This is a genomic window from Microvirga sp. 2MCAF38, assembly GCF_052115485.1.
GTDB lineage: Bacteria > Pseudomonadota > Alphaproteobacteria > Rhizobiales > Beijerinckiaceae > Microvirga.
Window position 1 is genome coordinate 23,563 of the sequence record NZ_JBFRGU010000006.1, and the last position, 25,756, is coordinate 49,318.

Consider the following 25,756-nt stretch of genomic DNA (forward strand, 5'->3'; position numbering starts at 1 on the left):
CTCGCCGCCGGGTAGATTTCTACGCGGCTTCGAGATCAATCGAATCCTTGCGTCTCCGCGCCGCGGGAATAGCCAGAAGCACGAGAAGCAAGGCCGCGAGGATAAGGAAGGTCGCGCTTATCGGGCTCGTGATGAAAGTGCTCGGATCGCCATGCGAAATCAGCAGGGCCCTGCGCGCGTTCTCCTCAAGCATAGGTCCCAGAACGAGGCCGAGGATAAAGGGAGCCGGTGCGCACTCGAGTTTGACAGCCATGTAACCGAATAGCCCAAACGCCGCACCGAGAAGAACGTCGACGGCGCTATTGTTCAGCGAGTAGATTCCAAAGCAGGAGAGCACGAGGATAAGAGGATAGAGCCACGAGTAAGGAATCTTCAGAAGCGAAGTCCAAAGCCTGATCAGCGGAAGATTGAGGATCAGCAGCAACAGATTTCCAATCCACATACTCGCGACGAGACCCCAGAACAGCGTCGGTCGTTCGGTTATGACATTGGGACCGGGCGTAATGCCCTGGATCATCAAAGCACCGAGCATCAGAGCCATTGTCGCACTTCCGGGAACACCCAGCGTCAACGTCGGAATGAACGATGTCTGCGCCGCGGCATTGTTGGCGGCCTCCGGTCCGGCAACTCCTTCAATGGCACCTTTACCGAACCGCGACGGATTCTTCGCAACACGCTTTTCGACGATGTAGGAGACAAAGGAGCTGATCGTGGTTCCCGCCCCCGGCAGAATTCCGAAGAACATACCTATTCCGGTTCCACGAAGGATGGGCATGGTGGACGCTCGAACATCCTCTTTCGAGGGCATCAGGCTTCCGACTTCGGTCGTCGTCACATCACCCTGCTCACTTCCTTCGAGATTTGTAACGATCTCGGCGAAAGCGAACATACCGACAGCGACCACGACGAACTCCACGCCATCCATCATTTCCGTGAGACCGAACGTAAAGCGCGGAAGACCCGAATTCACATCCATCCCAACGAAGCCGACGAGCAGACCAAGCAGAGCCATGGTCAGTCCTTTGAGCACCGATCCGTGAACGAGAACGGCGGTGGCGACGAGTGCCAAAATCACGAGAGACGTATACTCCGCAGCGCCGAACCGCAGCGCCGCATCCCCCAACGCAGGCGCAAAGAGAGCGATCGCGAGAGTCCCGATACATCCGGCAACGAAGGATCCTATGGCCGCAATCGCGAGCGCAGGGCCGGCACGCCCTTGCTTTGCCATCTCGTATCCATCGAGACAGGTTACGACGGAGGAAGACTCACCGGGCAGATTGACGAGAATGGCTGTCGATGACCCGCCGTAGGACGCTCCATAGTAAATGCCCGCCAGCATGATCAGCGCGCCTTCCGGCGATAGGCCGTACGTGAAGGGCAGAAGAACTGCAATGGTCACGAGAGGACCGACACCCGGGAGCATACCGATGAAGGTGCCGAGAGTGACGCCGAGCAGGCAATAGGCGAGATTGCTGAAGGAAAATGCGACCTGAAAGCCGAGAATGAGACCGTCGAGCATCACAACATCCAGAGTTTGATCGGCATGTTCAGGCCGAAACGAAAGACGAGAACGGGAACGGTGATCCCAATCGCGAGAAGGAACGGCAAGTCCCGAAGATTCCGATAGGGATTGGCGTACCATCCAAGAAGGATGAGGGCCGACACCGCAATGACGAGGCCTGCGCGATCAATGAGAAGCGCAAAACTCACAATCGATGCCACGATGAATGCAAGTGGACGCAAATGCAGCCTCCCGACGAGGTCGGTGTCTTGAGCCCGCATCGCCTGAATGGAAGTCGCACAACCGAACAGGAAGATCAGTCCGGAGACGATCATCGGGAAGTAGCCTGGCCCCATGCTCAACGCGGAACCAAAAGGATAAGCGCTGGCGATTGTCAGACTTCCCAATCCGATACACGCAAACAACAGGCCGGAGACGAGATCTTTGCTCAGTTTCATGGCGCAATTACCTCAGCGAGAGTTGGATCGTGGCGCTAAGCGGCGTTCTGACGTTTGGCAATATGCTCACGAAGATTGTTGAACTTGAAGTTCAACTCGGGATGCATTTCCTGAATTTCGAATGCCACGGCCAAAGGTTTCCGCTCACTCAAGGCCAAAAGATGCTTTTCGATCTCGCTGAACATGCTCTCCGCGGCCTTGCGTTTCGTATCTTCATCGCGGCCGATACCGAGACGAACGACGACGTGCACAAAGGCATTGTCCGGATGATCGTCGCCCACGATATAATCATCGATGACGGTGTGACGAACGCGAATTCCGGCAACCGGAAAAATCCCTGTCGCCAAAGCGGCCTGATAGACCTTGTGTTTGAGAGAGGCGACTTCCGGTTCGGAAGTGATGTTGGCCGAGCTTTCGATCCACATATGCGGCATGATGGGCTGTCCTGGTGCGTTATGGGGAGCGGTCGCCTATGGCGACGCGCTGAGCTTCTGGAGTACGAGCAATTTCTATTGCGGCTGGATACCAGCTTCCTTGATCATGCCAGTCCACCTCTCCAGCTCGGTTTCGATGTAGGAAGAGAACTGCTGCGGTGTGCTTGAGGATGGTTCAACACCGGCCCTGTCGAGATGTGCACGGACTTCAGGCTTGCTCGCCGCAGCTTTGAAAGCCTCGGCCAGGCGGTTCGTGACATCCGCGGATGTTCCACGAGGGGCCGCAACACCATACCAGCCGACGACGTCGAAGCCTGGGTAACCGAGTTCGGCAACAGTCGGTAGATCAGGTAGTGATTGCGAGCGCTGCGGTCCCGTCACGGCAAGAGCGACGAGCTTTCCACTCTTGATGTGCGGCAGAACCGAAACGGGACTGCTGAGCATCAATCCAACCCGCCCGCTCAAGAGATCAGTGATTGCAGGCCCAGATCCCTTGTAGGGGATGTGGGTCAGTTTGATCCCCATCGTCTTCTGCATCAATTCCGACGCAAGAAAAGCCGCAGACGCACCGCTGGCGTAGTTGATCTTACCCGGCTCCGCCTTTGCTTTCTTGACGAGGTCGGAAAGGTTCGTGACGCCGAGCGAAGGATGTACAACGACAACATAAGGCGCTTCCGAGATCCTGGCGATGGGCGTGAAGTCCTTGGCCGGATCGTAGTTCGTGGCTTTGTAGAGACTCGGATTGAGAGCCATCGTTGCCTGAAGCACGAGAAGGATTGTGTAACCGTCGGGAGCCGCCGCCGCGGCAGCGCTTGTCCCCACGATCCCCTCTGCTCCAGGCCGGTTGTCGACAAGCACCGGTTGACCCAGTGTCTTTGTCAGCTCATCCGCATAGATCCTCGCCACGACATCCGTGCCTCCTCCGCTCGAGAACGGAACGATGAAACGGATTGGCTGTTGCGGATAGGATTGGGCCCATGCAGCTCCGACCTGGAGCGTTGCCGCAGCAAACGCTGCGCAGGCTATGCGTGTCAGTTTTTTGGCGTTCATTTTTTCCTCCCGAGCATAAAAATTTATCCGGCCTTTTTGCTGGCGAACAGATCGTCGATCTTCCTTTCGTAGGCATGATAGTCGAGGAAGCCATAGAGCTCCTCGCGAGTCTGCATTGTTTCAAGGACGCTCTTTTGAGTCTTTTCCTTACGAATTGTGTTGTAGACATTTAGCGCAGCCGCATTCATGGCGCGTGCGGCTGAGAGCGGATAAAGGGCAGCGGAAACACCTGCATCGCGCAATTCATCCAGCGTGAAATTCGGCGTCTTCGAGAATTCGGTAATGTTCGCCAGAACAGAGTGCGGCCGCTTGAGCGTGTCCGCAAGTCGACGATATTGAGCAAGATCGGTGAACGCCTCCGCAAAAATCATGTCGGCGCCAGCCTCCATGTAGGCTTCAGCGCGCTCAATCGCACCATCGAGCCCCTCGATCGCCAAAGCATCAGTTCTGGCCACGATGACGAAATCCTCATCGTATCGCGCATCGACCGCCGCTTTGATACGATCCAGCATTTCGTGCTTGCTGACGATCTCTTTACCCGGCCGATGGCCGCAGCGCTTCAACGCAACTTGGTCCTCCATATGCATAGCGCCGGCGCCATCCTTGATCAGGCCGCGCACAAGGCGGGCAATAGAAAACGCCCCGCCGAAACCGGTGTCGACGTCAACCAGAACCGGAAGGTCCGACGCATCGGAAATACGACGCAGATCGGTCAAGACATCGTTGATTGTAGTGATACCGAGATCCGGCAAACCATGCGACGCGTTGGCGACACCAGCGCCAGCGAGGTAGATCGCGCGATAGCCGGCCTGCTTTGCCATCAAAGCCGTATAAGCATTGATCGTTCCGACGATCTGGAGCGGAGATTCCTCTGCAAGAGCCGCACGAAACCGAGTGCCGGCGGAGACGCGAGATGGAACAGCTGTAAGCATCGATTGATCTTTCAGTCTATCATCCACAATGTGGATATTGATGTTGCTTTGACGCTGGATTACGACCTTATTCATGGGGACGGTCAAGATTGACAAAATGAAAAAATGCACCAAATTCCACGATGTGGAATTACAGGTGCATTTTTATGAGTGGCACGCAAAGCATTCGCAGAACAGTTCTGGTCCTCAAGAGTCTTGCGGACCGAAATCAGAGTGGGGCGGGGATGTCGGAGGTCGCGGCCGCGACTGACCTCGAGCCCTCCACGGCACATCGCATTCTAAAGGCCCTCGCAGAGGCGGGCCTCGTTCTCCAACAAAGGAGCAATCGGCGTTATTTCCTCGGGCCTGTGATCTACGACCTTGGCCTGACCGCCGCGCCGCGTTTCGATTTTCAAGATCTCTACAAACCTGTCACGGCGCGTATTGCCGAACAGACGGGCGACACGGTCTTTTTTTCCAAGCGCAGTGGGCTGGACATGGTGTGCCTCGACCGCGCGACAGGATCTTTTCCGATCAAAGCCTTCGTAACGGATGTCGGGTTACGGCGACCTATTGGCGTGGGTGCAGGAAGTCTCGCCATCCTGGCATCTCTTCGGGAGGTGGAGGCGCAATCCATCATCGACAACAACGCGGACCTTTATGAGGATCATGACAAAACGGCCGAAAAGGTCCTAAGTGAAGTTAGCGACGCGCGTCGCCGCGGCTATGTTGTCCGCGAAATTCCACGTTTGGGAGTGACGACGCTTTCCGCAGCCGTTCACGACCGCAACCGGCAGCCCTTCGCCTCCATCAGTGTAGCAAGTATCACACCCAGGATGAACCAGGAGCACCAATCCATCGTGATCGGCCTGATCAAATCCGAAGTCATCCAGTTGGAACGCCGACTGAGCGAGCGGGATGCAATGATTTATTCTTACGCAGCAAAATGAGCGGCGCCAGGGCACATAAGGAGTGTATGCGGTAACGAGACCGAACGGACGAATCAATCTATTCGCGATCGCGCTGTCTGGTTCCCTTACCGAGAGAAAGTCAGCCGCCTCCGGTGAACGCTGCAAAACGCAGCCGGAGACGGCAAACGCTCACCTATCACTAAGCCACAAAGGCTGTAACGGGCACGGCACGTTCTACAAAGCTGCTTCTTTCTTGGCTCGCGTGACGCGCCGATACAAGTCGGGTCAGCCGTTCAGCCTCGATGGCCTTTGGATCCACCTACCTGGCATTTCCTGACCACCGATCTGACGGTTGTAGAACAGGCCGATGTGCCACGGGAAATAATGGAAAGACCAAGCGCAAAGTCGATTGCCATACATCAGGAACGCACGGAGGATCATCTTGATCTCTTCGCGATCTTTCGATTGCCGAACGGCATCGCGCATCATTCCCGCGAACTTGTCCAAAGTGACGAGGCCGGAATAACCGAGGTAGCTTGAATACGGTACGTCGAATTCATCGAGAGACGTCGCAAGATCCTCAGGCGAGAGTTTATCTGCGAGCTTCAGCAACGGGTAAATCGTATACATGATGTAGTCGCGCACCATGCCGTTGGCGTAATCCCAAGCAGTGAAATACTGACCATATGACCCGGTGTCTTCGACGAGACCGAGGCGAATGTTGCGGAGATCTTCCGGTTCGCTCTCCTGCACACGCCTCGCCTCCGCCAGGAAGGTCTTGGCGATTTCAGGCAGGTTCTTATCGGGCTGCGGTGCGGCCACAGAGCCATCGTGGCGCTTGACCTCGATGAACATCTCGGCCTTGCGCCAGAAGACATTCTCCCAGATTTCTTTGCCGACGCCCGGCAGGAGATCACAATACTCCGGCAGAACCTGGCCGAGCACGGGTTGGGCGAGAGGTTCGAGACCTTGTCCGTATTGAACGGACATCTTGTTTCCGGTCGATTGAGAGTAGCGAAGGCGACCGATCGGGCAATCGATGATCCGCTCTCTGTGACGTACCGGCGCCGTACTGACGATCGGCGTCCAACAATAAAGCGATTCGCCAGAGACGACCGGATGGGCTTGAAGCACACGGAACGGCAGATGCTGCCAGAACTCCTCGCACATTTCCGGATTGCTTTCATCAGCAAGCTCGGCCACGACTATCACGTCGAGATCCGGCCAGCTTATATCGATTAGGCGGCCCATTCTTGTCTCCTTGAAGTTGGGTGCGAGGAAACCCGGTTCAGCGATGAATCCGGGATAAGAAAAGTGCGGTGCGTGGGTTCTGCGGAGAATCGAAAATCTGGGATGGCGGTCCGCTTTCGATGATCTCACCTTGATCCATGACAACGATGCGGTCCGCGACCTCGCGTGCGAAACCCATTTCGTGCGAGACTACGATCATGGTCATCCCCTGCGAGGCGAGGTCCTTCATCACGTCGAGCACTTCACCGACCATCTCCGGGTCGAGTGCGCTCGTCGGCTCGTCGAAGAGAATGAGTTTAGGCTGCATAGCGAGCACCCGTGCGATGGCTACGCGTTGCTGCTGCCCACCCGATAGCTGACTCGGATAGCTGTCGGCCTTGTCCGCGAGCCCGACACGTTCGAGCAACTTGCGTGCTGTCTCAGCCGCCTCTTTGGGAGACTTCTTCAGAACGTGAACTGGTGCTTCCGTTATGTTTTGAAGCGCCGTCAGATGTGGAAACAAATTGAACCGCTGAAAGACCATACCGATGTCACGCCGCGCTCGCGCGATCTCTTTCTCCGACCGACTGACGAGTTTACCGTTCTTGAGCTCGTAGCCCACGAGCGAACCATCTACGTAGATGCGCCCCTTCTGGATCGTCCCCAAATGATTGATGCAGCGGATCAAGGTCGTCTTGCCCGATCCCGACGGGCCGATCACCACAACCGTCTCGCCTCGCGCAATGGTGAGGTTGACATTGCGCAACACGGGCACCGCGCCGAACGACTTCGTTACATCGCACATCTCGACTGCCGCCCGGGCGGCCGTGCTGCTCCCTAAACCAGTCACGGCGAAATCTCCCTCATGTCTCCACCACCGTCGTCTCAGTCGAAATGCGATCGATCTTGTCCTGCTTAGTGCCGCCAAGTCTGACGCGGCGTTCAATCGCGCGCTGCAACACGCCCCAGAGGCTGGTCAACGCGAGATAGTAGAGCGAGACACCGAGATAGACCTCGAAGGTCTTGAATGTTGCCGCCTGCACGGATTCGGCCACATGGAACATCTCCGGAACGGCAATGACGCTCAGCAGAGACGTGGTCTTGAGCATCGCGTTGAATTGATTGCCGAGCGGCGGCACCATGATGCGAACGGCTTGCGGCAGAATGATACGCCGCATCGATAGTGCGGGCGTCATTCCAAGGGCTTTCGCAGCCTCAGCCTGCCCCCTGTCGATAGCGAGAATTCCTGAGCGGGTGATCTCGCTCATGTAGGCGGCCTCGTGCAAGCCGAACGCGATGCTCCCGGCGAGCAATGCTCCGTTCAAGGAAAATCCGAGGATCGGTATGTGCGGAGGAAAGAGATCGGCACCGCCAAACAGAGCAGGCAGACCGAAATAGACGAGCATCAGCTGCACGAGCGTCGGTGTGCCGCGGAAGAACACCAGATAGCATTGGTTGAGACCCCGCAATGTGTGGTAACGGCTGAGGCCCCCGATCGCCAACAGCAGACCCAGGACGATACCAAGCACCATCGAGGCAATCGTCACGACAACGGTGATCACGAGGCCGATCAGCAGTGAGGACGGCGGTGTGAACACAAACGCGAGGAAGTAATTTAGGTCGAACTGCAAGACGACCTCCCTGCGATCAGGCAATCGTGGTGCGTAGGATCACAATCACTGGATCCGAGTTGGCCCAGACATGAGCGTCAGAGAACTCCGCTCGATCCATGGCAGACATTCGCTCGAACGCGCGCGCTATCCCACAGGTCATATAGCCGATCCCTCTTTTTATTAGTATATACATAAAGCCAAAAATATTGCTCTGGCAAGCGGATATTCTTGAGCTTGATTACGCGCCGGCAGTCTGAACAGCGTCGATCTGAACGCGATAGAGTGTCGCGCGCATATCGGGATGAATGCGTATCTGCGACTCGCACCCCTGCATGAGAAGTACGTCACCGTCGTTGAGCGTATCGGACGTGCCGAAAATCTCTGCGTCCCCTCCTTTTGACAGCACGGCAAGCGTTCCGCTGGTCGGCTCCAGAATCAACGCTGCTCCACGATGACGCGACACCTGGGCGCGAGCGCGACCGCGCCGGCACATGACGTTCAGATCGAGCAGAGGTGACCCGATCCCTTCTGCGGCAGCCGGAACATCGGCGGGAAAAGTGAAGGGTTCGGTTTCTTCATCGAGCAGCAACAGTGGGCTCCTTCCGACACGCAAGCTGAGCGGTCCATCCGTCAGAACGCACAACGTTCGATCACATCCCGGAAAAAGCGAGAATGGCCCGGGTGTCGCGACCAGCGCCATACTGATACGCCAATCAAAATCGTCGAGGCCGGCGCCTTCCGGGCCGGTCGCAATTTCGAAAGTCGTGCCGCCGCTGTTCTTCCAGGGCATCTTGCGATGCTCGGTCGCGCGTAGGATTCGCATCGCCGCCAAGTTCAGCGACCTACCAGCGACGGCAGATCAAGGCCGTATTCGCGCGCGCAATCGATGGCGATGTCATAGCCGGCATCGGCGTGCCGCATAACTCCCGTCGCAGGGTCGTTCCACAACACGCGCTCCAACCGTCGCGCAGCGTCGGCCGTACCATCGCACACGATGACCATGCCCGAATGTTGCGAATAACCCATCCCGACACCACCGCCGTGGTGCAACGAAACCCAGGTTGCCCCGGAAGCGCAGTTGAGAAGCGCATTGAGGAGAGGCCAGTCGGATACCGCATCCGAGCCGTCCTGCATGGCCTCCGTCTCGCGGTTGGGCGAGGCAACGGAGCCGGAATCGAGATGATCTCGGCCGATCACGATCGGTGCCTTCAGTTCGCCTCGCGCCACCATCTCGTTGAAGGCAAGGCCGAGTCTGTGGCGTTGTCCGAGACCGACCCAGCATATGCGGGCCGGAAGCCCCTGAAACGCGATACGCTCACGCGCCATGTCAAGCCATTGATGCAGATGCTTATCATCGGGAATGAGCTCCTTCACCTTCGCGTCTGTGCGCGCGATATCCTCCGGATCCCCCGACAACGCCACCCAACGGAACGGGCCGATGCCGCGACAGAACAACGGCCGGATATAGGCAGGTACGAAACCCGGAAACGCGAAAGCGTCTTTGAGACCCATATCCTGTGCCATCTGGCGAATGTTGTTGCCATAATCGAGAGTCGGGACGCCTTGTCGCCAGAAAGCCAGCATGGCCTCGACTTGCACCGCCATCGAGCGCTTTGCCGCCTCGACGGTTCCTTGAGGATCACGCACGCGCCGGTCTTCCCACTCAGCGAGAGTCCATCCGCTTGGTAGGTAGCCGTTGAGCGGATCATGCGCCGAGGTCTGATCGGTGACGGCATCGGGCCGCACGCCGCGGCGGACGAGTTCGGGGAAAATCTCGGCAGCATTGCCGAGAAGACCGACCGAGACTGGCTTGCGCTCACGGCAGGAGCGTTCGATGATGGTCAGCGCCTCGTCGAGATCGGTCGCTTGCAGGTCGAGATAGCGCGTGCGCAGCCGCATATCGATGCGCGAAGGCGAGCACTCGACTGCGAGCATCGAAGCTCCGGCCATGGTGGCGGCGAGCGGTTGAGCCCCGCCCATGCCGCCAAGGCCGCCAGTTAGAATCCACCGGCCCGAGAGGTCTCCGCCGTAGTGACGACGGCCGACCTCGGCGAAGGTCTCGTAAGTGCCTTGGACGATGCCTTGCGTGCCGATGTAGATCCAAGAGCCGGCCGTCATCTGGCCGTACATCATCAAGCCCTTGCGATCGAGCGCATTGAAATGCTCCCAAGTAGCCCAGCCGGGTACGAGGTTGGAATTCGCGATCAAGACCCGGGGTGCGTCAGCGTGGGTACGGAAGACACCGACAGGTTTGCCGGACTGAACGAGGAGTGTCTCATCGGATTCCAACCGGCGCAACGCAGCGACGATCCGGTCGAAGCTGTCCCAATCGCGCGCAGCGCGGCCGATGCCGCCGTAGACGACAAGCTCATGCGGCTTCTCGGCCACGTCAGGATCGAGGTTGTTCATCAACATGCGCAATGGCGCTTCAGTCAGCCAGCTCTTCGCACTGATTTCGGAGCCGCGCGGTGAGCGGATGAGGCGAGTGTTGTCGAGACGAGAAGGGAGATTCATCGGGACATTCCAGTCATGATCGTGTCCAGGTGAGCACGGACGTCAGTAAATCGGAAAGAAAGGCGCGCATGGGAGAGGCTTGTTGCGGATCGAAGGAGCCGGGCCAATTATCTGGATCGACGAGACGAGGCTCCGTCATGTAGCCGCGGCATGCGATCTCCATCTGAACCGCGTGAATGCCGTTGCCCGGCTGGCCATGACGGCGGGTGATCCAGCCGCCCTTGAAGCGACCGTTGACAACACTCGAGAATCCACTGGTGACACAGGCCTCGGCGATGATCCGTTGCAGCGTCGGATCGCAACTTGTACCACCGTTTGTGCCGATATTGAGATGAGGCAGGGTCCCCTCGAACAAGCGCGGTACGACGGAACGGATCGAATGGCAGTCGTAGAGAATAACGCGCTCATATTCACGTTTCAAACGGCCGATCTCGACTTCTATGGCGGCGTGATAGGGTTCGAAAAATAGCTTCCTGCGTTCCGCGATATCATCAAGGCTCGGTTCGCGCCCCGGCCGATACAGCTTCTCCCCGTCGAAACTCGTCGTGGGGCAGAGTTCTGTCGTCGCCTGTCCCGGATAAAGAGACGCGCCGCTTGGGTCTCGATTCACATCGATGACTGTGCGCGAGATCGACGTGTGAATGATCGTCGCGTCAAGATCATGAGCAAAATCGTAGAGCCGCTCGATCCACCAATCAGTATCCTTACGCGCGAGCCAGGGCGAGGCGAGACGACTTTCGATCTCGGCCGGAATGTCGGTGCCTGTATGGGGAATGCTGACGATCAGCGGCGACGCTCCACGCCGGATCGTCAGCCACGAGGGAATGGTCATGTCATCGACACCCCACACCGAGGCCGGGTAGCGGATGACCTGAGGCAACGACCAACTCGCCTAACTTCACCATGGCGGTTGCGATCTGTATGTCGGAATGAAAGTAGCGGTCATCACTAAGCGTGGGCACCTCACGCCGCAGACGAGCGCGCACGGCTTCGAGTGCTCCGCTGGAAGCCAACGGCGCATGGAAATCACAACCCTGGGCAGCCGCCAGCAGCTCTATGCCGATGACACCGGCGAGATTATCGGCCATCCTCATCAGGCGGCGCGCACCATGCGCCGCCATCGAGACATGATCCTCCTGGTTAGCCGATGTCGGTATGGAATCGACACTTGCCGGAAAGGCACTCTGTTTGTTCTCCGAAACGAGAGCGGCAGCTGTCACCTGAGGAATCATGAAGCCCGAGTTCAGGCCCGGCTTCGGTGTGAGGAAGGCTGGCAGCCGTGACAAGACAGGATCAGTCAGAAGTGTGATGCGCCGTTCGGACAGCGAACCGATTTCGCACAGCGCCATCGCGATCATGTCCGCGGCAAAGGCAACGGGCTCAGCATGAAAATTACCGCCGGAAACGACCTCGCCCTCCTCGGAAAAAACCAGCGGATTGTCCGAGACGCCGTTGGCCTCGGTCTCCAATGTATTGGCTGCTTGTCTCAACAGATCGAGACAGGCGCCCATCACCTGCGGCTGACAGCGAAGGCAGTAGGGATCTTGAACACGGTCATCGTCCGTCAGGTGCGATTGGCGGATCGCGCTGCCTGCGATAAGAGAGCGGAGAGCGGTGCCCACTTCCTTCTGACCGGAATGTCCCCGCAGATCGTGGATCCGTCGATCGAAGGGTGCATCGGAGCCGCGCGCGGCATCAGTCGACAGGGCTCCCGTGACGAGCGCCGTCTGGAATAACGTCTCGACCTCGAAGAGACCCGCCAGCGCATAGGCCGTCGAGAACTGAGTGCCATTGAGCAGAGCAAGACCTTCCTTGGGGCCAAGGGTCAAGGGTTTGAGCCCGGCCTTTTCCAGAGCCTTCGCCGCCGACATGCGGACGCCGTCGACGAACGCCTCGCCGACGCCGATCATAACGGTCGTCATATGCGCCAGCGGCGCCAGATCGCCGGAGGCGCCGACCGAGCCTTGCGCGGGCACGACCGGGATGACATTGCGCTCCAGGAGCGCCAGCAACATATCGATCGTCGCCAACCGCACACCGGAAGCGCCCCGGGCAAGGCTGGCGAGTTTCAGCACCATCATGAGCCGCGCCACTGGAATCGGCATGGGCTCGCCAATGCCGGCCGCATGCGAAAGGACGATGTTGCGCTGAAGCGTCTCGAGATCTTCAATGCCGATCTGAATGCTGGCAAGCTTTCCGAAGCCGGTATTGATGCCATAGACAGGCTCGCCCTTGGCGATGATCGCCTCGACGACTTCCGCCGAACGGGCGATGCCTGGACGGACGCCCGGATCGAGTGCGACCCGCGCACCACGGTAGATCGCACGCCAATCGTCGAGCGGCACTTGACCGGGCTTTATCATGGTTGATGTCATTGTCCTCTCCAAACGCGAGCATGGAGCGGGCTCAGCCCCATATGATAAACGAGTTCCGCCGGCCGCTCGATGTCCCAGATCGCGAGATCGCAGAACTTGCCAGGCTCCAGCGTGCCGATGGTGTCGAGACGACCGAGTGCACGCGCCGCTTCCCGCGTCACGCCGAGAAGGCATTCATCGACGGTCAGCCGCATCAGCGTGGCTGCCATGTTCATCGCGAGGAGAAGTGAGGTCAGCGGCGATGTGCCGGGATTGCAATCGGTCGCGACCGCTATGGGAACTCCGTATCGACGGAAGACATCGATGGGTGGTTTGCGTGTCTCGCGCAGAAAATAGAACGCCCCCGGCAAAACGACCGCGACCGTGCCGGCCGCGGCCATGGCCGCCGCACCGGCTTCGTTGGTATATTCGAGATGATCGGCCGAGAGCGCGCCATAGTGTGCGGCCAGCGCCGCTCCGTCGAGATCCGACAACTGGTCGGCGTGAAGTTTGATCGGCAAGCCTGCGGCTTTAGCGGCATCGAAGAAACGTCTCACCTGTTCGGGCGAGAATGCGATGCTCTCGCAAAAGGCATCGACGGCGTCGGCGAGCCCTTCTGAAACAACGCGCGGCAGCATGTCCGCGACGAGCGCATCGATGAAACTATCCTTGCTGTCGAATTCTTGCGGAAGCGCATGAGCACCGAGGAAAGTCGTAACGACATCAATGGGGCGCAGTGCGGTCAGTCTCCGCGCCGCGCGTAGCTGCTTCATCTCGGCATCGGCCGACAGGCCGTATCCCGACTTTATCTCGACCGTCGTGACGCCGTCGGCCATCAGCCGGTCAACACGTTTAAGGGCGCTCGCAACGAGGTCGGCTTCGCTTGCAGCTCTTGTCGCCGCAACGGTCGATGCGATGCCGCCACCGGCTCGCGCAATGTCCTCATAGCTCGCGCCTGCAAGACGCAGCTCGAACTCGTGACTGCGGTCGCCTCCATGCACGAGATGAGTATGACAGTCGATCAAGCCGGGCGTTATCCATCGGCCATCGCAATCGATCCGTTCGGCGTCACTGATCGAGGGCATGTTGGAAACGTCGCCGACATGAAGAATGCGGCCATCGCGCGCCACGATGACACCGTTCTCGACAATGCCGAGACCGGAATGGGCCGCCTTCATGGTGGCTAGGCGGGCATTGAACCAGATGCGTGTGCGAGGAACTGTGGATTCGCCCTGCGCCATCGTTGTTCCTTATCGACTTGTCTATACATCTAACTTGTATAGACATATAAAGAGGTGTCAAGCAAGTGCATCGCGGGGATGGAATGGCTCTATGGTTTGCGTCGGCGTTGACGCCGAATGGCTGGCGTCAGGATGTCCGGATCACGATCGAGGAAGGGCTGATCGCAGCCGTCGAAACCGGTGTTCCGGCAAGGCCGGGGGACGATCGACACGGGATCGCCCTGCCGGGGGTACCCAATCTCCACAGCCACGCCTTTCAGAGGGGCATGGCGGGGCTGAGCGAAGTGCGAGGTGAAACCCTCGACAGTTTTTGGACGTGGCGGCAGGTCATGTATCGCTTCCTCGACCGCCTGACACCGGACGACATGGAGAGCATTGCGGCTCTCGCTTACGCCGAGATGCTGGAATCGGGTTTCACGCGCGTCGGCGAGTTCCACTACGTCCACCACGATTGTAATGGCACTCCCTATGCGCGGCTTGGGGAACTCAGCGAGCGGATCGCAGCTGCGGCCGACGTAACCGGTATCGGGCTCACGCTTCTGCCCGTGTTCTACGCTCATGCCGGCTTCGGCGGTCTCGAGCCATTGGAGGGACAGAGGCGCTTTGTGACATCGCTCGATCAATTCGCATCTCTGCTGGAGGACGCCCGCCGTAGCCTCGTGACTTTGCCGGACGCCAACATCGGCGTCGCGCCCCATAGCTTGCGCGCCGTGACACCCCATGAGCTGACCCATGTCGCGGCACTCGCGCCAAGCGGCCCGATTCATATTCATGTCGCCGAGCAAATGAAAGAAGTCGAGGATTGCCTGGCGTGGAGCGGAGCGCGACCCATCGCCTGGCTTCTCGATTCCATGCCTGTCGACTCGCGCTGGTGCCTCATCCACGCCACCCATATGACACCCGACGAGATCGAGCATTTGGCACGCAACGGCGCGACGGTCGGGCTCTGCCCCATAACCGAGGCCAATCTCGGCGACGGCGTATTTGAAGCACGCACCTTCACGGCTCTGGGGGGGCATTACGGCATCGGCTCTGACTCTAATATTCTCATCGACGCCGCGAGTGAGCTCTCGATGCTGGAATACGGACAGAGACTCACATTGCGGAGTCGCAACGTCATGGCGCAGGAGGCTGGCCACTCGACCGGGCGCAGCCTCTTCGATGCCGCCCGTACCGGAGGCGCAAGAGCCTTGTCGCTTTCTTCACGCGATCTAACACCGGGAGCGCCTGCCGACATCGCTTCGCTCAAGGCCGCGTCGTTCATCGATTCACGATGCGATGATACGGTGCTCGACACCTGGATATTTGCATCCCGTCGCCAAGTGATCGATTGCGTATGGCGATATGGCAAGAAAGTTGTTGCCGACGGGTATCATGTCGACCGTGCCGCTATCGAAATACGTTACCGCGCCACCCTTGCCAGGCTGTTGGCTGAATGACGCGTCCCTCAATCTCATCGAAACCCGACCAAGCCGAAACACTGCACCAGCGGATTCGGTCGGACATCGAGAAGAAGATCCTCTCAGGTGCATGGCCACCGGGACATCGTATCCCCTTCGAGCATGAGCTGAGGGCGGAATACGGCTGCTCACGCATGACGGTGAACAAGGTGCTGTCGCGGCTAGCCGAGATCGGGCTTCTTGATCGGCGCCGTCGCGCCGGGTCGTTCGTCTCGCGCCCGCGAGTGCAATCGGCGGTCCTGGAGATCCCGGACATCAAGGCAGAGATTTCTCGCCGCGGCCAGGAATACCGGTATGAGCTCATCTCACGCCGCCGCCGCCGCGCCACGCGCGAGGACCGCGCCCTGCTCGTCGTGGAGTCCGGAACCGACGTCCTCATGCTGACATGCCGCCATTTCGCCGGGCGAGAACCGTTTGCCTTCGAAGAGCGGCGACTTAATCTCGCAGCGGTTCCGACAGCGGCCGACGTCGACTTCTCAAGGGAACCGCCGGGCACTTGGTTGCTCGGTCATGTGCCGTGGACGGAGGCCGAACACCGCATCATGTCACTCAACGCGGGAAATACCTACGCGGCGCCCCTCTCGATCACACCCGAGACTGCCTGTCTCCAGGTTGAACGCCGGACTTGGCGCGAACGCGAGTCCATCACTCATGTGCGGCAAGTCTTTCCTGGAAACCTCTATTATCTGAGCGCAAGCTTCGCACCGGCACAGAACTGAGCGCCGGCGCGACGCTCGCGCATAGTGCGATCAACTTTCAGGCGTCAGACCTTTTCAACGGTGAGCCAGATCAGCTCCTTCGTTTCGAAAGTGCTCCTCCAAACCGCTTTACCGACCTCCGGCAATTTCTTCGCGTCTTCGCCTAGGATCTCTCCGAGCACAGGCTGCGCGAGATCTTCCGTCGTCGGTCCATATTGAACAATGAACTTCTGGCCCGTCGATTGCGAGAAGCGCAGACGACCCTGAGGAGCGTCGCAGATGCGCTCGCGAACATGGATCGGCGCGGTGCTGACGATTGGCGTCCAGGCATACATCGATTCGCCCGTGACCACAGCGTGATCCTGGATGATGCTGAAAGGCAGCGCCTCAAGCAGATCTCGGCACAGCTCCGGATTTTCCTGCGTCGCCAGCACCGCCTCGACAGAGATTCCGAGCGGCTGCCATGTCAAGCGAATGCGCTGCCCGTCCTTGATATGAACGCGGCGATTGAGGTCGGTAATGGACGGCGCCGGCACCTCGGGATCCTTGTACTGGAACTGCGTGCCGAGGCCCCACGGGAAGTAGTGAAATGACCAAGCCGCCAGGCGGTTCGTGTAAGCCGTAAAAGCCTTGATGGCAGCGACAACATCCTCGCGTGATTTCGTCGTCTCCAGGAGACGGCGCATATCGGCAGCTCGACGGCCCATCTCCGGAAAGCCGCTGTAGCGCAGATAGTTGCTGTATGCAGGATCGAATGCCTGGAAAACAGCGCGGAATTGTTCGAGGCCGATCTTCTCGTTCTGGACGACATTCAGAAGCGGATAGAGCGTATACATCGAATAGTCCCGGATCATGCCGGCAGCGATGTCCCAGGTGCCGAAATATTGGCCGTAACTGCCCGCTTTGTTATCGAGTGTCCCGGTTCGGAAAGCGCGGATCTCCTCCGGTTCCGTCGTCATGATGGCGTTCGTCGCCTCGATGATCTCTTGCGTGAGATCCCGGATGCTACCGTAGGACATTCGCAGTTCCCCTCTCTGGACACGGTCTGTTTTGGCACATTCAATAGTATATACATATTGTCGTCATCGAGATGGAGCAAGAGAAAAGAGATCTTCACGACAACGCAAAATGATCCGAGCGCTTCGATCCGCAACAAACGATCGGGCCGAAGTTGCCGCGAGCGAAACAGCAATCCGGCGGTGGCGTTCGATGTTCGAATCGAGGATATGTGTGGTTGCGAGCAGCAGAACTCAGCGCTGCAGGATTCCTGTCGTCTTGCTGGGACTACCGACAGACCGCTGCTCGCAAGAGGTTAGGCTTTCTTCAAGCTCTCCAGACCACGGGAAACGCGTCGCAATCGACAGGATCGCCATCTTCAGGTGCACCGATCTTGGGCGGCGGCGGTGACATCTTGCCAAGACGGCGTTGGAAGCGTGCATCGTCGCCCGTCCATCGCGTCGACAGCACCCGTCGATCCTGCGTCGTGCTGTTGCCAGCCGCGCCATGCAGAGTCAGACCATGGAAGACAAGAACATCGCCAGGCTCTATCGCCCAACCAAGAATTTCGTGACGCTCACGATCCGCCTCGATGTCCGGCAGCACGTCCCATTGCGGATCGTCTCCTTCTCGCAGTTCGCCCGTCGCGAAGCGTTGTGGCCGATACCATTTCCCCGATACGTGCGACTTGGCCACGAACTCGAGTGTCGTCTCACGCGACACCGGGTCGATCGGCAGCCACATGGTGCAAAAATCACGACCATCGATTGGACTGTAGGGCTGGTCCTGGTGCCACAGTGTTCGCTTCCCCGCGCCGGCTCTCTTCACGAGAACATGGTCATGGATGAAGTTGATCTTAGTGGCACGCATCAATTCCGCCGCGATAATCTTTGCCGGTGAGTTCATCGCAAAGTCGCGAAATTCGTCGATCCGGCGCCAGTTGTCGCTATCCTGAAAGAAACCGCGCGCTTCACCGTCTGCGTAGGCGCCGTGATCGCTCGGCTCTGCAACATTGTGTTCAATACCCGCCTCGACGACCCTCAACCATTGGTCGGGGAAAATGCCTCGAAGCACGACTGCGCCATCTCTGGCGAACCGTTCGATCTCGTCGTCAGACACCAATCGGGACATGTCACTCTCCTGAATTGAGTTCACAATTCAATTGTATGTACAATTAAATCGTCCTGGCAAGTCACCATTTAGGCAGCAAATGCCCCATTTTTCGGCTTGCCCATCATCAGAAGACGTGAATATGTATATACCATAATGCCAATAAGGGAACTTTGCCATGAAACGCCTCATCCTAGCCGCCCTTCTTGCCTGCTCATCGTCCGCTGCCGCGATGGCCGCGGATTCCGGACCATTCAAAGGACAGGGCGCTATCGTCTTCTGCACCGAGTTCGGAGATCCGCCGGCAGCGTTCCTCGACAAGGATGGACAAACACCAATTGGCTTCGAGATCGATTTGATGAAGGCTATCGGCAATCGCCTCGGCGTGAAGACGGAACTCAAGAATTTCAAATTCGCGTCGATCTTTGCGGCACTCGATTCAGGTCAGTGCGACGCGGTCATGTCACAGACATCGAAGAGCCCCGAAAGGCTTCAGATCTATGATTTCGTCGATTACCGGGCACAGGCTTCCGGCATCCTGGTGAAGAAGGGTAACCCGCTCAATCTTCACACTTACGAAGATCTGTCGGGCCGGCGCGTCGCCGTTCTCCTCGGAAGCGCAAACGAGCGCCGCCTCAAGGCAGTCAACGAAAAGATCGTTTCGGCGAATAAGTCGCCGATGGAAATTGCCACCTACCAGAACAATGCGATCGCATTTCAGGATCTTTCGCTCGGGCGCGTGGAGGCCTTCGCAAGCGGTTCGCTGACGCTCGCTTATTTTCTATCGACCGCGACTGATAAATTCGAAATCGGTGGCTTGCCGATTCCTCCCAACACGATGGGCATCGTCATTCCTAAAGCGCAAGCGGCCAAGACAAAGGCTATCGGCGATACTTGGAAGGAGCTTGTCGCATCGGGGGAAGCTCAGAAGATCCTTGACGATTGGAAGCTCGGGGAAGGAACCTTCCTCTGTGGCAGCACCAAGGCTTGCGATTGATACGCGCTACAATCGAATACCGCCTGGACGGGAGTGAACGGCTTTGCACTTCGATGTCGCGTTTTTCCTCAGTATCCTGTTTAACCCACCCGAGAATCTGTTGCGTGGACTTCGCATCACCGTGTCCACGACTATCGTTTCGATGGTGATAGGGATCGGACTCGGAACGTTATTGGCCGTCGCCGGCTTGAGCCGACGACGGAGCATGCGGATGCTGAATGGAGGTTATGTCGCCTTCTTTCGCGGCACCCCCGTTCTCGTCCAGATCATGCTCGTTTATTTCGGGCTTCCATACCTATTCGGAGGGTGGGATATGTTTCCACCTGATATCAGGATCTTGGGCATCTTCAACTTGAGCGGCGCAATCCTTGCCGGTGTCATTACTTTTGCGCTGCACGAAGCCGCCTACATGAGTGAAATCACAAGGGCCGGAATCGACTCAGTCGATCCGGGTCAATCCGAGGCTGCGAAATCGCTGGGCATGGAGCCGGCGCTCGCGATGCGGCGCATCATCCTGCCGCAGGCGATACCTGTGATAATCCCACCCCTCGGGAATCAATGCAACGCGATGTTCAAGACGACATCGCTCTTGAGCGTGATCGCAGTTCCTGAGTTGTTTCTTTTCGCAGACAGCCTGCATGCCGCGACCTATCGAACTTTCGAGGTCTATCTCGCCATTGCGGTCTATTATCTGCTGCTGACCCTCGCTTGGACGCTGATCCAATACGTGATCGAGTGGCGGCTGGGGCGCAGATATGGTTGGGCGTCAGCCGCCCGCTAGCGCATGTCTCGGAAAAGCAGGAAGATTGTTTTTCCGAGATATAGCCGCGCTCGGTCGCCTAACCACGCCTCACAAAGATGATGAAGGTGTAAACCGGGCCACAAAGCGATGTCGATCGCCGGGATAGATGATGCGGACGAAGGTCACCAGACGATCGGCTTTCCAGGTTCGGCGAGCGATCGATAGGCAAACGTCGCCGAAAGGGATCTTCAAGCGTTGGCTCGTCACGCGGTCCGCCGGCAGAGCGCGAATGGCGTGCTCCGCCTCTGTCCATGGCACGTTTTGCAAGAGCCACGTGCCTGGCGGGATCGTCTTGAAACTCTCCTCGGCAGCCTCAGGCACAACCGCCAAGTTGATCTGTCTGTTTTCGACCGCAAAATGTTCGTCGTCTGCGTAGTGGATGATTTCCAGCGTCAGGATCGGCGTGCCGACGGGAACGCCGACATGCGCGGCATCTTCCTGGGTCGATGCAATGCGTGTGTTGCGGCGCAATATCTTGAACCGATGGGAACGGCCCGTCGCGAGAATCTCGGCCCGGATGTCTTGGATCCGTAACAGCGGTTCCTGCACGCGCGGTGGTCCGACGAACGATCCCGACCTGCGCCGACGAACGATCATACCGGATGCCGCGAGATTGGACATCGCTTTGTTCGCCGTCATCCGCGAACAGCCGTATTGAGCAACGAGTTCTGCTTCGGAGGGAACGCGGTGTCCGGGCGGCCAAGCGCCCGACATGATCTTGCGCTCCACATCCCGCTGGATTTCAGCGTAAATAGGGACGTTTTCTTCGGTAGCCATAATCCTGAGTATCTGGATTGTTTCTGAGTATCAAGATGCCGCTTAAGGCGCCTCACTTGAGTGTGGCGAGTACGGCATCAGCTCTTGCGATCTGGCCGAAATTGCACGGCAACGCAGTGTTTGCCAGTGCAGTCGCTCCATCTCGTGACCGGGTACGCTTCCCGAGACCGTCGGACGGCAGGTTCGCATCGCCCGGTCGATGGGCACTTGAACCAGCGCCCGTCACAAGTTGGAATCTCCGATTTCGCCATTATTAGTTGTGGATGACTTACCCAGAGTTAGGTCGCAGCCGTCGACCCCACATTCCATTACCGTTCCAGATATGAGACGTTAGAAAGCTAGACGATTAGCTATTACCTCTTCCAACGGAGGCTGCAATGCTTGTGTCGTGCTATAAATTTGTCCAAAACATAGTAGATCGATTTCTGTTCTTGAAGAAACTTGTACCTTTCAAGACAGATCAGACCCCGACGAACTTTACAAAACCCGATCAACAAGGGCCAAGCCTTATCGATAGCCTTCGGTCCGAAACAGAGACTGACGCAATAATTCACGGGCTCCCAGGCGGGGGGCCAGAGGTGCCACAGGCCGGGGCAGATGCCGTCATCATCGGGCCCGGCATCCTCCAGGGTCCGGTGACCAGGAGCAGTCCGGCGGCACACCTGCGGACCGCGTTTGCGGCTACCGCCTCCAACCCCATCGTTCTTGAAAATCAGGAACTCGGAAATCCTGAGAACGAGTGGGGCATCGATGGAGCGGGCAGCACGAACATCGAGGGGTTCGCGACCGAGATCAGTATCAATCGAGGACAGAGGATCGACTTCAAGATCAATACCGATTCGACCAACTATCGGATCGACATCTACCGCCTCGGCTACTACGGCGGTATGGGCGCCAGGAAACTCGACACGATCCCCCATACGGGCCTTCAAACCCAGCTGAACCCGCAGCGAGACAACGCCACCGGTGCGGTTGATGCCGGCAACTGGGCCGTCTCCGCGTCCTGGAACGTTCCGCCGGATGCCACGTCAGGGATCTACATCGCCAAGCTCGTTCGGCAAGACGGCACGGCTGGTGCAAATCATATCCCGTTCATCGTTCGCGACGATAGCAGCACGAGCGATATCATCTTCCAGACGTCCGACACGACCTGGCACGCGTACAATCCTTGGGGCGGCGCGAATTTCTACGGGGGCACCGGCCCTGCGACAGGCTCTGTGGGAAGCGGCCGCGCCTACGCGCTGAGTTACAACCGACCGATCACAACACGTGGCGGCGGCCTCCTGGCCGGTCCACAGGACTACATTTTCGGGGTCGAATATCCGGCGCTTTTATGGCTGGAAAAGAATGGTTACGACGTGTCGTACATGGCCGGTGTGGATACCGACCGTTTCGGAAACCTGCTCACGAACCACAAGGTGTTCTTGTCGGTGGGCCACGACGAGTATTGGTCGGGGCAGCAGCGCGCCAACGTCGAGGCGGCTCGCGATGCGGGTGTCCATCTCTCGTTCTGGAGCGGTAATGAGGTTTATTGGAGAACCAGATGGGCGCCGAGTTTCACCGCCGGTGCTCAACCCTATCGCACTCTGATCTGCTACAAGGAAACCTGGGGCAACGGCGACATCGATCCGAGCAATGAGTGGACCGGAACTTTTCGCGATCCGCGCTTCGTCTCGCCAACCTCGCAAGGCGGAGGTCGGCCCGAAAATGCTCTCACGGGAACGATCTTCCAGGTCGACTCTTATCGTCGCGACTCGATCACAATCGGTTCCGAATACGCCAACCTGCGTTTTTGGCGCAATACGAGCATTGCCAACCTGCAACCGGGCCAGACTGCGACCTTACCGCAGGGCTATCTCGGTTACGAATGGGACGAGTCCCCCGATAACGGCTTCCGGCCGGCAGGGCTCATCATGCTCTCCTCGACCACGGTCCCGGTCACTCAATATCTCCTGGACTATGGCAACACGGTCGGGAACGGCACCGCGACCCATAACCTGACGCTGTATCGCGCGCCGAGCGGTGCCTTGGTGTTCGGCGCGGGAACAGTCTATTGGGCTTGGGGGCTCGATGACAACCATGACAACGAAGCGACACCCGTAGACGACAATGTCAAGCAGGCGATGGTCAACCTGTTCGCCGATATGGGCGTTCAACCCGGCACTCTTGAGGCTGGTCTCGTCCCGGCAACACAATCGACCGATACCATAAAACCGGTCTCGACGATCACATCTCCCAGCGTCGGTTCAACCATCACTGTCGGCCAGACTGTTACAATCACGGGCACGGCATCCGACAGCGGAGGTGGTGTCGTCGCCGCAGTCGACGTGTCGACGGATTCCGGCGCGACCTGGCACCGGGCGATTGGTCGCCAAAACTGGACCTACAGCTGGATTCCATTGACGGCAGGTTCCGTCACGATCAAGACGAGAGCCGTGGATGACAGCCTCAATCTGGAGATTCCAGCTGCAGGACGAACAGTTACCGTCTCGGGTAACGACCTCGTGTCCTTGTTCCCACTCACGGCCATGCCTGAAAACCCCAATGTTGCAGACAATGGCGCGGTCGAAGTCGGAATGAAGTTCCAACCATCGATCGCGGGAGCGATCGCCGGTATCCGTTTCTACAAGGGAGTTGAAAACACCGGCACTCACACCGGATCTCTCTGGTCGAGTACAGGGACGCGACTGGCAACGGTAACATTCACGGGCGAGACCGTCAGTGGTTGGCAGACCGCAATATTCCCCAGCCCAGTGACAGTTACCGCCGGCACCACCTACATCGTTTCCTACCACGCGAATGCGGGACATTATTCGAGCACCGCAAACTACTTCGCGACCGCCGTCACGAACGGCCCGTTGACCGCACCATCAAGCGCAGCGGCCGGCGGCAACGGCGTCTACGCCTATGGGTCGTCAAGCTCGTTCCCAACCGATACCTATCAGGCCACGAACTACTGGGTCGATGTGTTGTTTGCTTCCTCCAGCAGTACGGTCAATCAACCTCCCACCGCGAATACCGACACCGGATTTATCGTGAATCAGGATACGCCTCTCACGATTGCCGCTGCGTCGCTTCTCGCCAACGACACCGATCCGGACGGCGATCCGTTGAACATCACAAGTGTCAGTGGAGCGACCCATGGCGCAGCCGCGTTCAATGCTGCCGCCAACACCGTCACGTTCACGCCAACAGCGGGATATACCGGGCAGGCAGGCTTCAGCTATTCCATCAGCGATGGACGTGGCGGCACGTCTTCGGCGAATGTGAGTCTCACCGTCATACCGGCTTCCGTCAGCTTGTTCTCGTCATCGGCGACACCAGCGACCCCTTCCGTTTCCGACGCTGCTCCAGTCGAGTTGGGAATGAAGTTCCAGGCGTCCGTCGCAGGCACGGTCACAGGTGTCAAATTCTACAAGAGCGCTCAAAACACCGGCACTCACACCGGATCGCTCTGGTCGAGCACGGGCACTCGGCTAGCAACGGTGACATTCGCGGGCGAGACTGCCAGCGGATGGCAGACGGCAATATTCTCCAGTCCGGTGACAATCACTGCCGGCACGACTTACGTCGTCTCGTACCACACGAACACCGGCTTTTACTCGGCGAACTCAAACTACTTCTCGACGGCCACCGCGAACGGCCCGTTGACAGCGCCATCGAGTGCATCGGCCGGAGGCAATGGCGTCTACGCCTACGGATCGTCCAGCTCGTTTCCGACCGATACTTATCAGGCTACGAACTACTGGGTCGACGTGCTGTTCGCCTCTTCCAGCAGCGTTGCCAACCAACCCCCTACAGCCAACAACGATACGGGATTTTCCACGAACCAGGACATACCTCTCACGATCACCGCTGCAGCACTCCTCGCCAATGACACTGATCCGAATAGTGATCCATTGAGCATTACGGGTGTCAGCGCTGCGACTCATGGCTCGGTCGCGTTCAACGCATCCACAAACATCATCACGTTCACGCCAACGGCGGGATATACCGGGGCCGCTGGATTCACTTATTCGATCAGCGACGGTCGCGGCGGCACATCCTCGGCGAATGTGAGTATCACCGTCACACCCGCTTCCGTCAGCCTGTTCTCGCCGTCGGCAATACCGGCAATCCTGTCCGACCCGGAGACCAACTCGGTCGAACTCGGGATGAAGTTCCAATCATCTGTCGCGGGCACCGTTAACGGTATCAAGTTCTATAAAGGGACCGGCGACACCGGCACGCACCATGGAAATCTATGGACAGCGACCGGAACGCTTCTCGGCACCGTCACCTTTACGAACGAAACCGCCAGCGGATGGCAGACCGCGGCATTCCCGAGCCCGATCCCGTTGGCTGCTGGAACCACTTATGTGGTCTCCTACCACAGCAACGGCCACTACGCCGCGACCTCGAATTACTTCTCGGCGGCAGCCACGAACGGCCCCCTCACCGCGCCGTCGAGCGCGAGTGCGGGCGGCAACGGCGTGTACACCTATGGATCGTCCAGCTTGTTTCCGACAAGCTCTTACGATGCAGCGAACTACTGGGTCGATGTTCTGTTCAGCTCGTCAGGAGGCGCGTTTAACCAACTCCAAACTGCCGATTCTACAACCGGCGAGGATGAGCCTCTCGCGGCCCCGGCTGAGTTAGCTCTCAATGAAGGATCCGAACCGTAGCCACTCTTCCACATCCCGTCATCGCGCTCACGCCG

Annotated in this window: 22 protein-coding genes; 6 read left to right on the forward strand and 16 right to left on the reverse strand. The window is 58.4% G+C overall.

What is annotated here, in order from left to right:
• Positions 1-19 precede the first annotated feature (19 nt).
• The 5 genes from AB4072_RS13515 to prpB all read right to left on the reverse strand — a co-directional run bounded on the left by AB4072_RS13515 (position 20) and on the right by prpB (position 4,486).
• Positions 20-1,519 (reverse strand): tripartite tricarboxylate transporter permease, encoded by a 1,500-nt coding sequence (locus AB4072_RS13515; RefSeq protein ID WP_441968637.1) that lies wholly within the window; start codon positions 1,517-1,519, stop codon positions 20-22.
• Positions 1,519-1,959 carry a tripartite tricarboxylate transporter TctB family protein gene (locus tag AB4072_RS13520; RefSeq protein WP_441968639.1) on the reverse strand — a complete coding sequence of 147 codons (441 nt, stop codon included), beginning with the start codon at positions 1,957-1,959 and terminating at the stop codon, positions 1,519-1,521. Before AB4072_RS13520 ends, AB4072_RS13515 begins: the two co-directional genes overlap by 1 nt.
• 35 nt (positions 1,960-1,994) lie before the next feature.
• A complete protein-coding gene (locus AB4072_RS13525; RefSeq protein ID WP_441968641.1) occupies positions 1,995-2,393 on the reverse strand; it encodes a hypothetical protein in 399 nt (132 codons plus the stop codon).
• Positions 2,394-2,468: 75 nt separating this feature from the next.
• Positions 2,469-3,443, reverse strand: coding sequence for a Bug family tripartite tricarboxylate transporter substrate binding protein (locus AB4072_RS13530; protein WP_441968643.1), 975 nt, complete (start codon positions 3,441-3,443; stop codon positions 2,469-2,471).
• A gap of 23 nt (positions 3,444-3,466) precedes the next feature.
• Entirely contained in the window at positions 3,467-4,486 is a 1,020-nt protein-coding gene (prpB, locus tag AB4072_RS13535; RefSeq protein WP_441968645.1) for a methylisocitrate lyase, read from the reverse strand.
• Positions 4,487-4,521: 35 nt separating this feature from the next.
• Between prpB and AB4072_RS13540 the strand changes: the two genes are divergently transcribed.
• The gene (locus tag AB4072_RS13540) at positions 4,522-5,304 is read left to right on the forward strand and encodes an IclR family transcriptional regulator (protein ID WP_441969186.1); all 783 of its coding nucleotides are present in this window, start codon (positions 4,522-4,524) and stop codon (positions 5,302-5,304) included.
• A gap of 246 nt (positions 5,305-5,550) precedes the next feature.
• Here the strand turns inward: AB4072_RS13540 and AB4072_RS13545 are convergent, their stop codons facing one another.
• From AB4072_RS13545 to hutI, 8 genes are all read right to left on the reverse strand, one after another.
• Positions 5,551-6,516 carry a hypothetical protein gene (locus tag AB4072_RS13545; RefSeq protein ID WP_441968647.1) on the reverse strand — a complete coding sequence of 322 codons (966 nt, stop codon included), beginning with the start codon at positions 6,514-6,516 and terminating at the stop codon, positions 5,551-5,553.
• A 37-nt stretch (positions 6,517-6,553) separates the two neighbouring features.
• Positions 6,554-7,300, reverse strand: a complete 747-nt coding sequence (locus tag AB4072_RS13550; RefSeq protein WP_441969188.1) for an amino acid ABC transporter ATP-binding protein — start codon at positions 7,298-7,300, stop codon at positions 6,554-6,556.
• Between the two features lie 58 nt (positions 7,301-7,358).
• A complete protein-coding gene (locus tag AB4072_RS13555; protein WP_441968649.1) occupies positions 7,359-8,126 on the reverse strand; it encodes an amino acid ABC transporter permease in 768 nt (255 codons plus the stop codon).
• Positions 8,127-8,346: 220 nt separating this feature from the next.
• Entirely contained in the window at positions 8,347-8,898 is a 552-nt protein-coding gene (locus AB4072_RS13560) for a HutD/Ves family protein (protein ID WP_441968651.1), read from the reverse strand.
• A 44-nt stretch (positions 8,899-8,942) separates the two neighbouring features.
• Positions 8,943-10,622: a urocanate hydratase gene (hutU, locus tag AB4072_RS13565; RefSeq protein WP_441968653.1), complete on the reverse strand. Its 1,680-nt coding sequence runs from the start codon at positions 10,620-10,622 to the stop codon at positions 8,943-8,945.
• A 13-nt stretch (positions 10,623-10,635) separates the two neighbouring features.
• Positions 10,636-11,454 (reverse strand): N-formylglutamate deformylase, encoded by an 819-nt coding sequence (hutG, locus tag AB4072_RS13570; protein ID WP_441969190.1) that lies wholly within the window; start codon positions 11,452-11,454, stop codon positions 10,636-10,638.
• 1 nt (position 11,455) lies between these two features.
• Positions 11,456-12,997, reverse strand: coding sequence for a histidine ammonia-lyase (gene hutH / locus AB4072_RS13575; RefSeq protein ID WP_441968654.1), 1,542 nt, complete (start codon positions 12,995-12,997; stop codon positions 11,456-11,458).
• The gene (gene hutI, locus AB4072_RS13580) at positions 12,994-14,217 is read right to left on the reverse strand and encodes an imidazolonepropionase (protein ID WP_441968656.1); all 1,224 of its coding nucleotides are present in this window, start codon (positions 14,215-14,217) and stop codon (positions 12,994-12,996) included. The genes hutH and hutI overlap by 4 nt, the downstream gene beginning before the upstream one ends.
• Before the next feature lie 83 nt (positions 14,218-14,300).
• Between hutI and AB4072_RS13585 the strand changes: the two genes are divergently transcribed.
• Positions 14,301-15,656, forward strand: coding sequence for a formimidoylglutamate deiminase (locus AB4072_RS13585; RefSeq protein ID WP_441968657.1), 1,356 nt, complete (start codon positions 14,301-14,303; stop codon positions 15,654-15,656).
• Positions 15,653-16,396: a histidine utilization repressor gene (gene hutC / locus AB4072_RS13590; protein WP_441968659.1), complete on the forward strand. Its 744-nt coding sequence runs from the start codon at positions 15,653-15,655 to the stop codon at positions 16,394-16,396. Before AB4072_RS13585 ends, hutC (AB4072_RS13590) begins: the two co-directional genes overlap by 4 nt.
• A gap of 44 nt (positions 16,397-16,440) precedes the next feature.
• Here hutC (AB4072_RS13590) and AB4072_RS13595 read toward each other — a convergent pair whose 3' ends face one another.
• A complete protein-coding gene (locus AB4072_RS13595; protein ID WP_441968660.1) occupies positions 16,441-17,394 on the reverse strand; it encodes a hypothetical protein in 954 nt (317 codons plus the stop codon).
• Between the two features lie 304 nt (positions 17,395-17,698).
• On the reverse strand, positions 17,699-18,502 hold the full coding sequence (locus AB4072_RS13600) for a phytanoyl-CoA dioxygenase family protein (protein WP_441968662.1): 804 nt from the start codon (positions 18,500-18,502) through the stop codon (positions 17,699-17,701).
• Positions 18,503-18,659: 157 nt separating this feature from the next.
• On the opposite strand from AB4072_RS13600, the gene AB4072_RS13605 reads away from it, so the two are divergent.
• Both AB4072_RS13605 and AB4072_RS13610 read left to right on the forward strand, forming a co-directional pair.
• Positions 18,660-19,478 carry an ABC transporter substrate-binding protein gene (locus tag AB4072_RS13605; protein ID WP_441968664.1) on the forward strand — a complete coding sequence of 273 codons (819 nt, stop codon included), beginning with the start codon at positions 18,660-18,662 and terminating at the stop codon, positions 19,476-19,478.
• A 100-nt stretch (positions 19,479-19,578) separates the two neighbouring features.
• On the forward strand, positions 19,579-20,259 hold the full coding sequence (locus AB4072_RS13610) for an amino acid ABC transporter permease (RefSeq protein WP_441968666.1): 681 nt from the start codon (positions 19,579-19,581) through the stop codon (positions 20,257-20,259).
• 69 nt (positions 20,260-20,328) lie between these two features.
• On the opposite strand, the gene hutC (AB4072_RS13615) is transcribed toward AB4072_RS13610, so the two are convergent.
• A complete protein-coding gene (hutC, locus tag AB4072_RS13615; RefSeq protein ID WP_441968668.1) occupies positions 20,329-21,057 on the reverse strand; it encodes a histidine utilization repressor in 729 nt (242 codons plus the stop codon).
• Between the two features lie 578 nt (positions 21,058-21,635).
• On the opposite strand from hutC (AB4072_RS13615), the gene AB4072_RS13620 reads away from it, so the two are divergent.
• On the forward strand, positions 21,636-25,721 hold the full coding sequence (locus AB4072_RS13620) for a DUF4082 domain-containing protein (RefSeq protein WP_441968670.1): 4,086 nt from the start codon (positions 21,636-21,638) through the stop codon (positions 25,719-25,721).
• Positions 25,722-25,756: the final 35 nt, after the last annotated feature.

Coding starts and splice junctions, on each gene's coding strand:
- hutC (WP_441968668.1), bottom strand. CDS start 21,057: ATGGCTACCGAAGAAAACGTCCCTATTTACGCTGAAATCCAGCGGGAT.
- AB4072_RS13515 (WP_441968637.1), bottom strand. CDS start 1,519: ATGCTCGACGGTCTCATTCTCGGCTTTCAGGTCGCATTTTCCTTCAGC.
- AB4072_RS13605 (WP_441968664.1), top strand. CDS start 18,660: ATGAAACGCCTCATCCTAGCCGCCCTTCTTGCCTGCTCATCGTCCGCT.
- AB4072_RS13540 (WP_441969186.1), top strand. CDS start 4,522: ATGAGTGGCACGCAAAGCATTCGCAGAACAGTTCTGGTCCTCAAGAGT.
- AB4072_RS13595 (WP_441968660.1), bottom strand. CDS start 17,394: ATGTCCTACGGTAGCATCCGGGATCTCACGCAAGAGATCATCGAGGCG.
- AB4072_RS13550 (WP_441969188.1), bottom strand. CDS start 7,300: ATGTGCGATGTAACGAAGTCGTTCGGCGCGGTGCCCGTGTTGCGCAAT.
- AB4072_RS13585 (WP_441968657.1), top strand. CDS start 14,301: ATGGCTCTATGGTTTGCGTCGGCGTTGACGCCGAATGGCTGGCGTCAG.
- AB4072_RS13560 (WP_441968651.1), bottom strand. CDS start 8,898: ATGCCCTGGAAGAACAGCGGCGGCACGACTTTCGAAATTGCGACCGGC.
- AB4072_RS13600 (WP_441968662.1), bottom strand. CDS start 18,502: ATGTCCCGATTGGTGTCTGACGACGAGATCGAACGGTTCGCCAGAGAT.
- AB4072_RS13520 (WP_441968639.1), bottom strand. CDS start 1,959: ATGAAACTGAGCAAAGATCTCGTCTCCGGCCTGTTGTTTGCGTGTATC.
- hutC (WP_441968659.1), top strand. CDS start 15,653: ATGACGCGTCCCTCAATCTCATCGAAACCCGACCAAGCCGAAACACTG.
- hutH (WP_441968654.1), bottom strand. CDS start 12,997: ATGACATCAACCATGATAAAGCCCGGTCAAGTGCCGCTCGACGATTGG.
- hutI (WP_441968656.1), bottom strand. CDS start 14,217: ATGGCGCAGGGCGAATCCACAGTTCCTCGCACACGCATCTGGTTCAAT.
- hutU (WP_441968653.1), bottom strand. CDS start 10,622: ATGAATCTCCCTTCTCGTCTCGACAACACTCGCCTCATCCGCTCACCG.
- hutG (WP_441969190.1), bottom strand. CDS start 11,454: ATGACCATTCCCTCGTGGCTGACGATCCGGCGTGGAGCGTCGCCGCTG.
- AB4072_RS13530 (WP_441968643.1), bottom strand. CDS start 3,443: ATGAACGCCAAAAAACTGACACGCATAGCCTGCGCAGCGTTTGCTGCG.
- AB4072_RS13545 (WP_441968647.1), bottom strand. CDS start 6,516: ATGGGCCGCCTAATCGATATAAGCTGGCCGGATCTCGACGTGATAGTC.
- AB4072_RS13525 (WP_441968641.1), bottom strand. CDS start 2,393: ATGCCGCATATGTGGATCGAAAGCTCGGCCAACATCACTTCCGAACCG.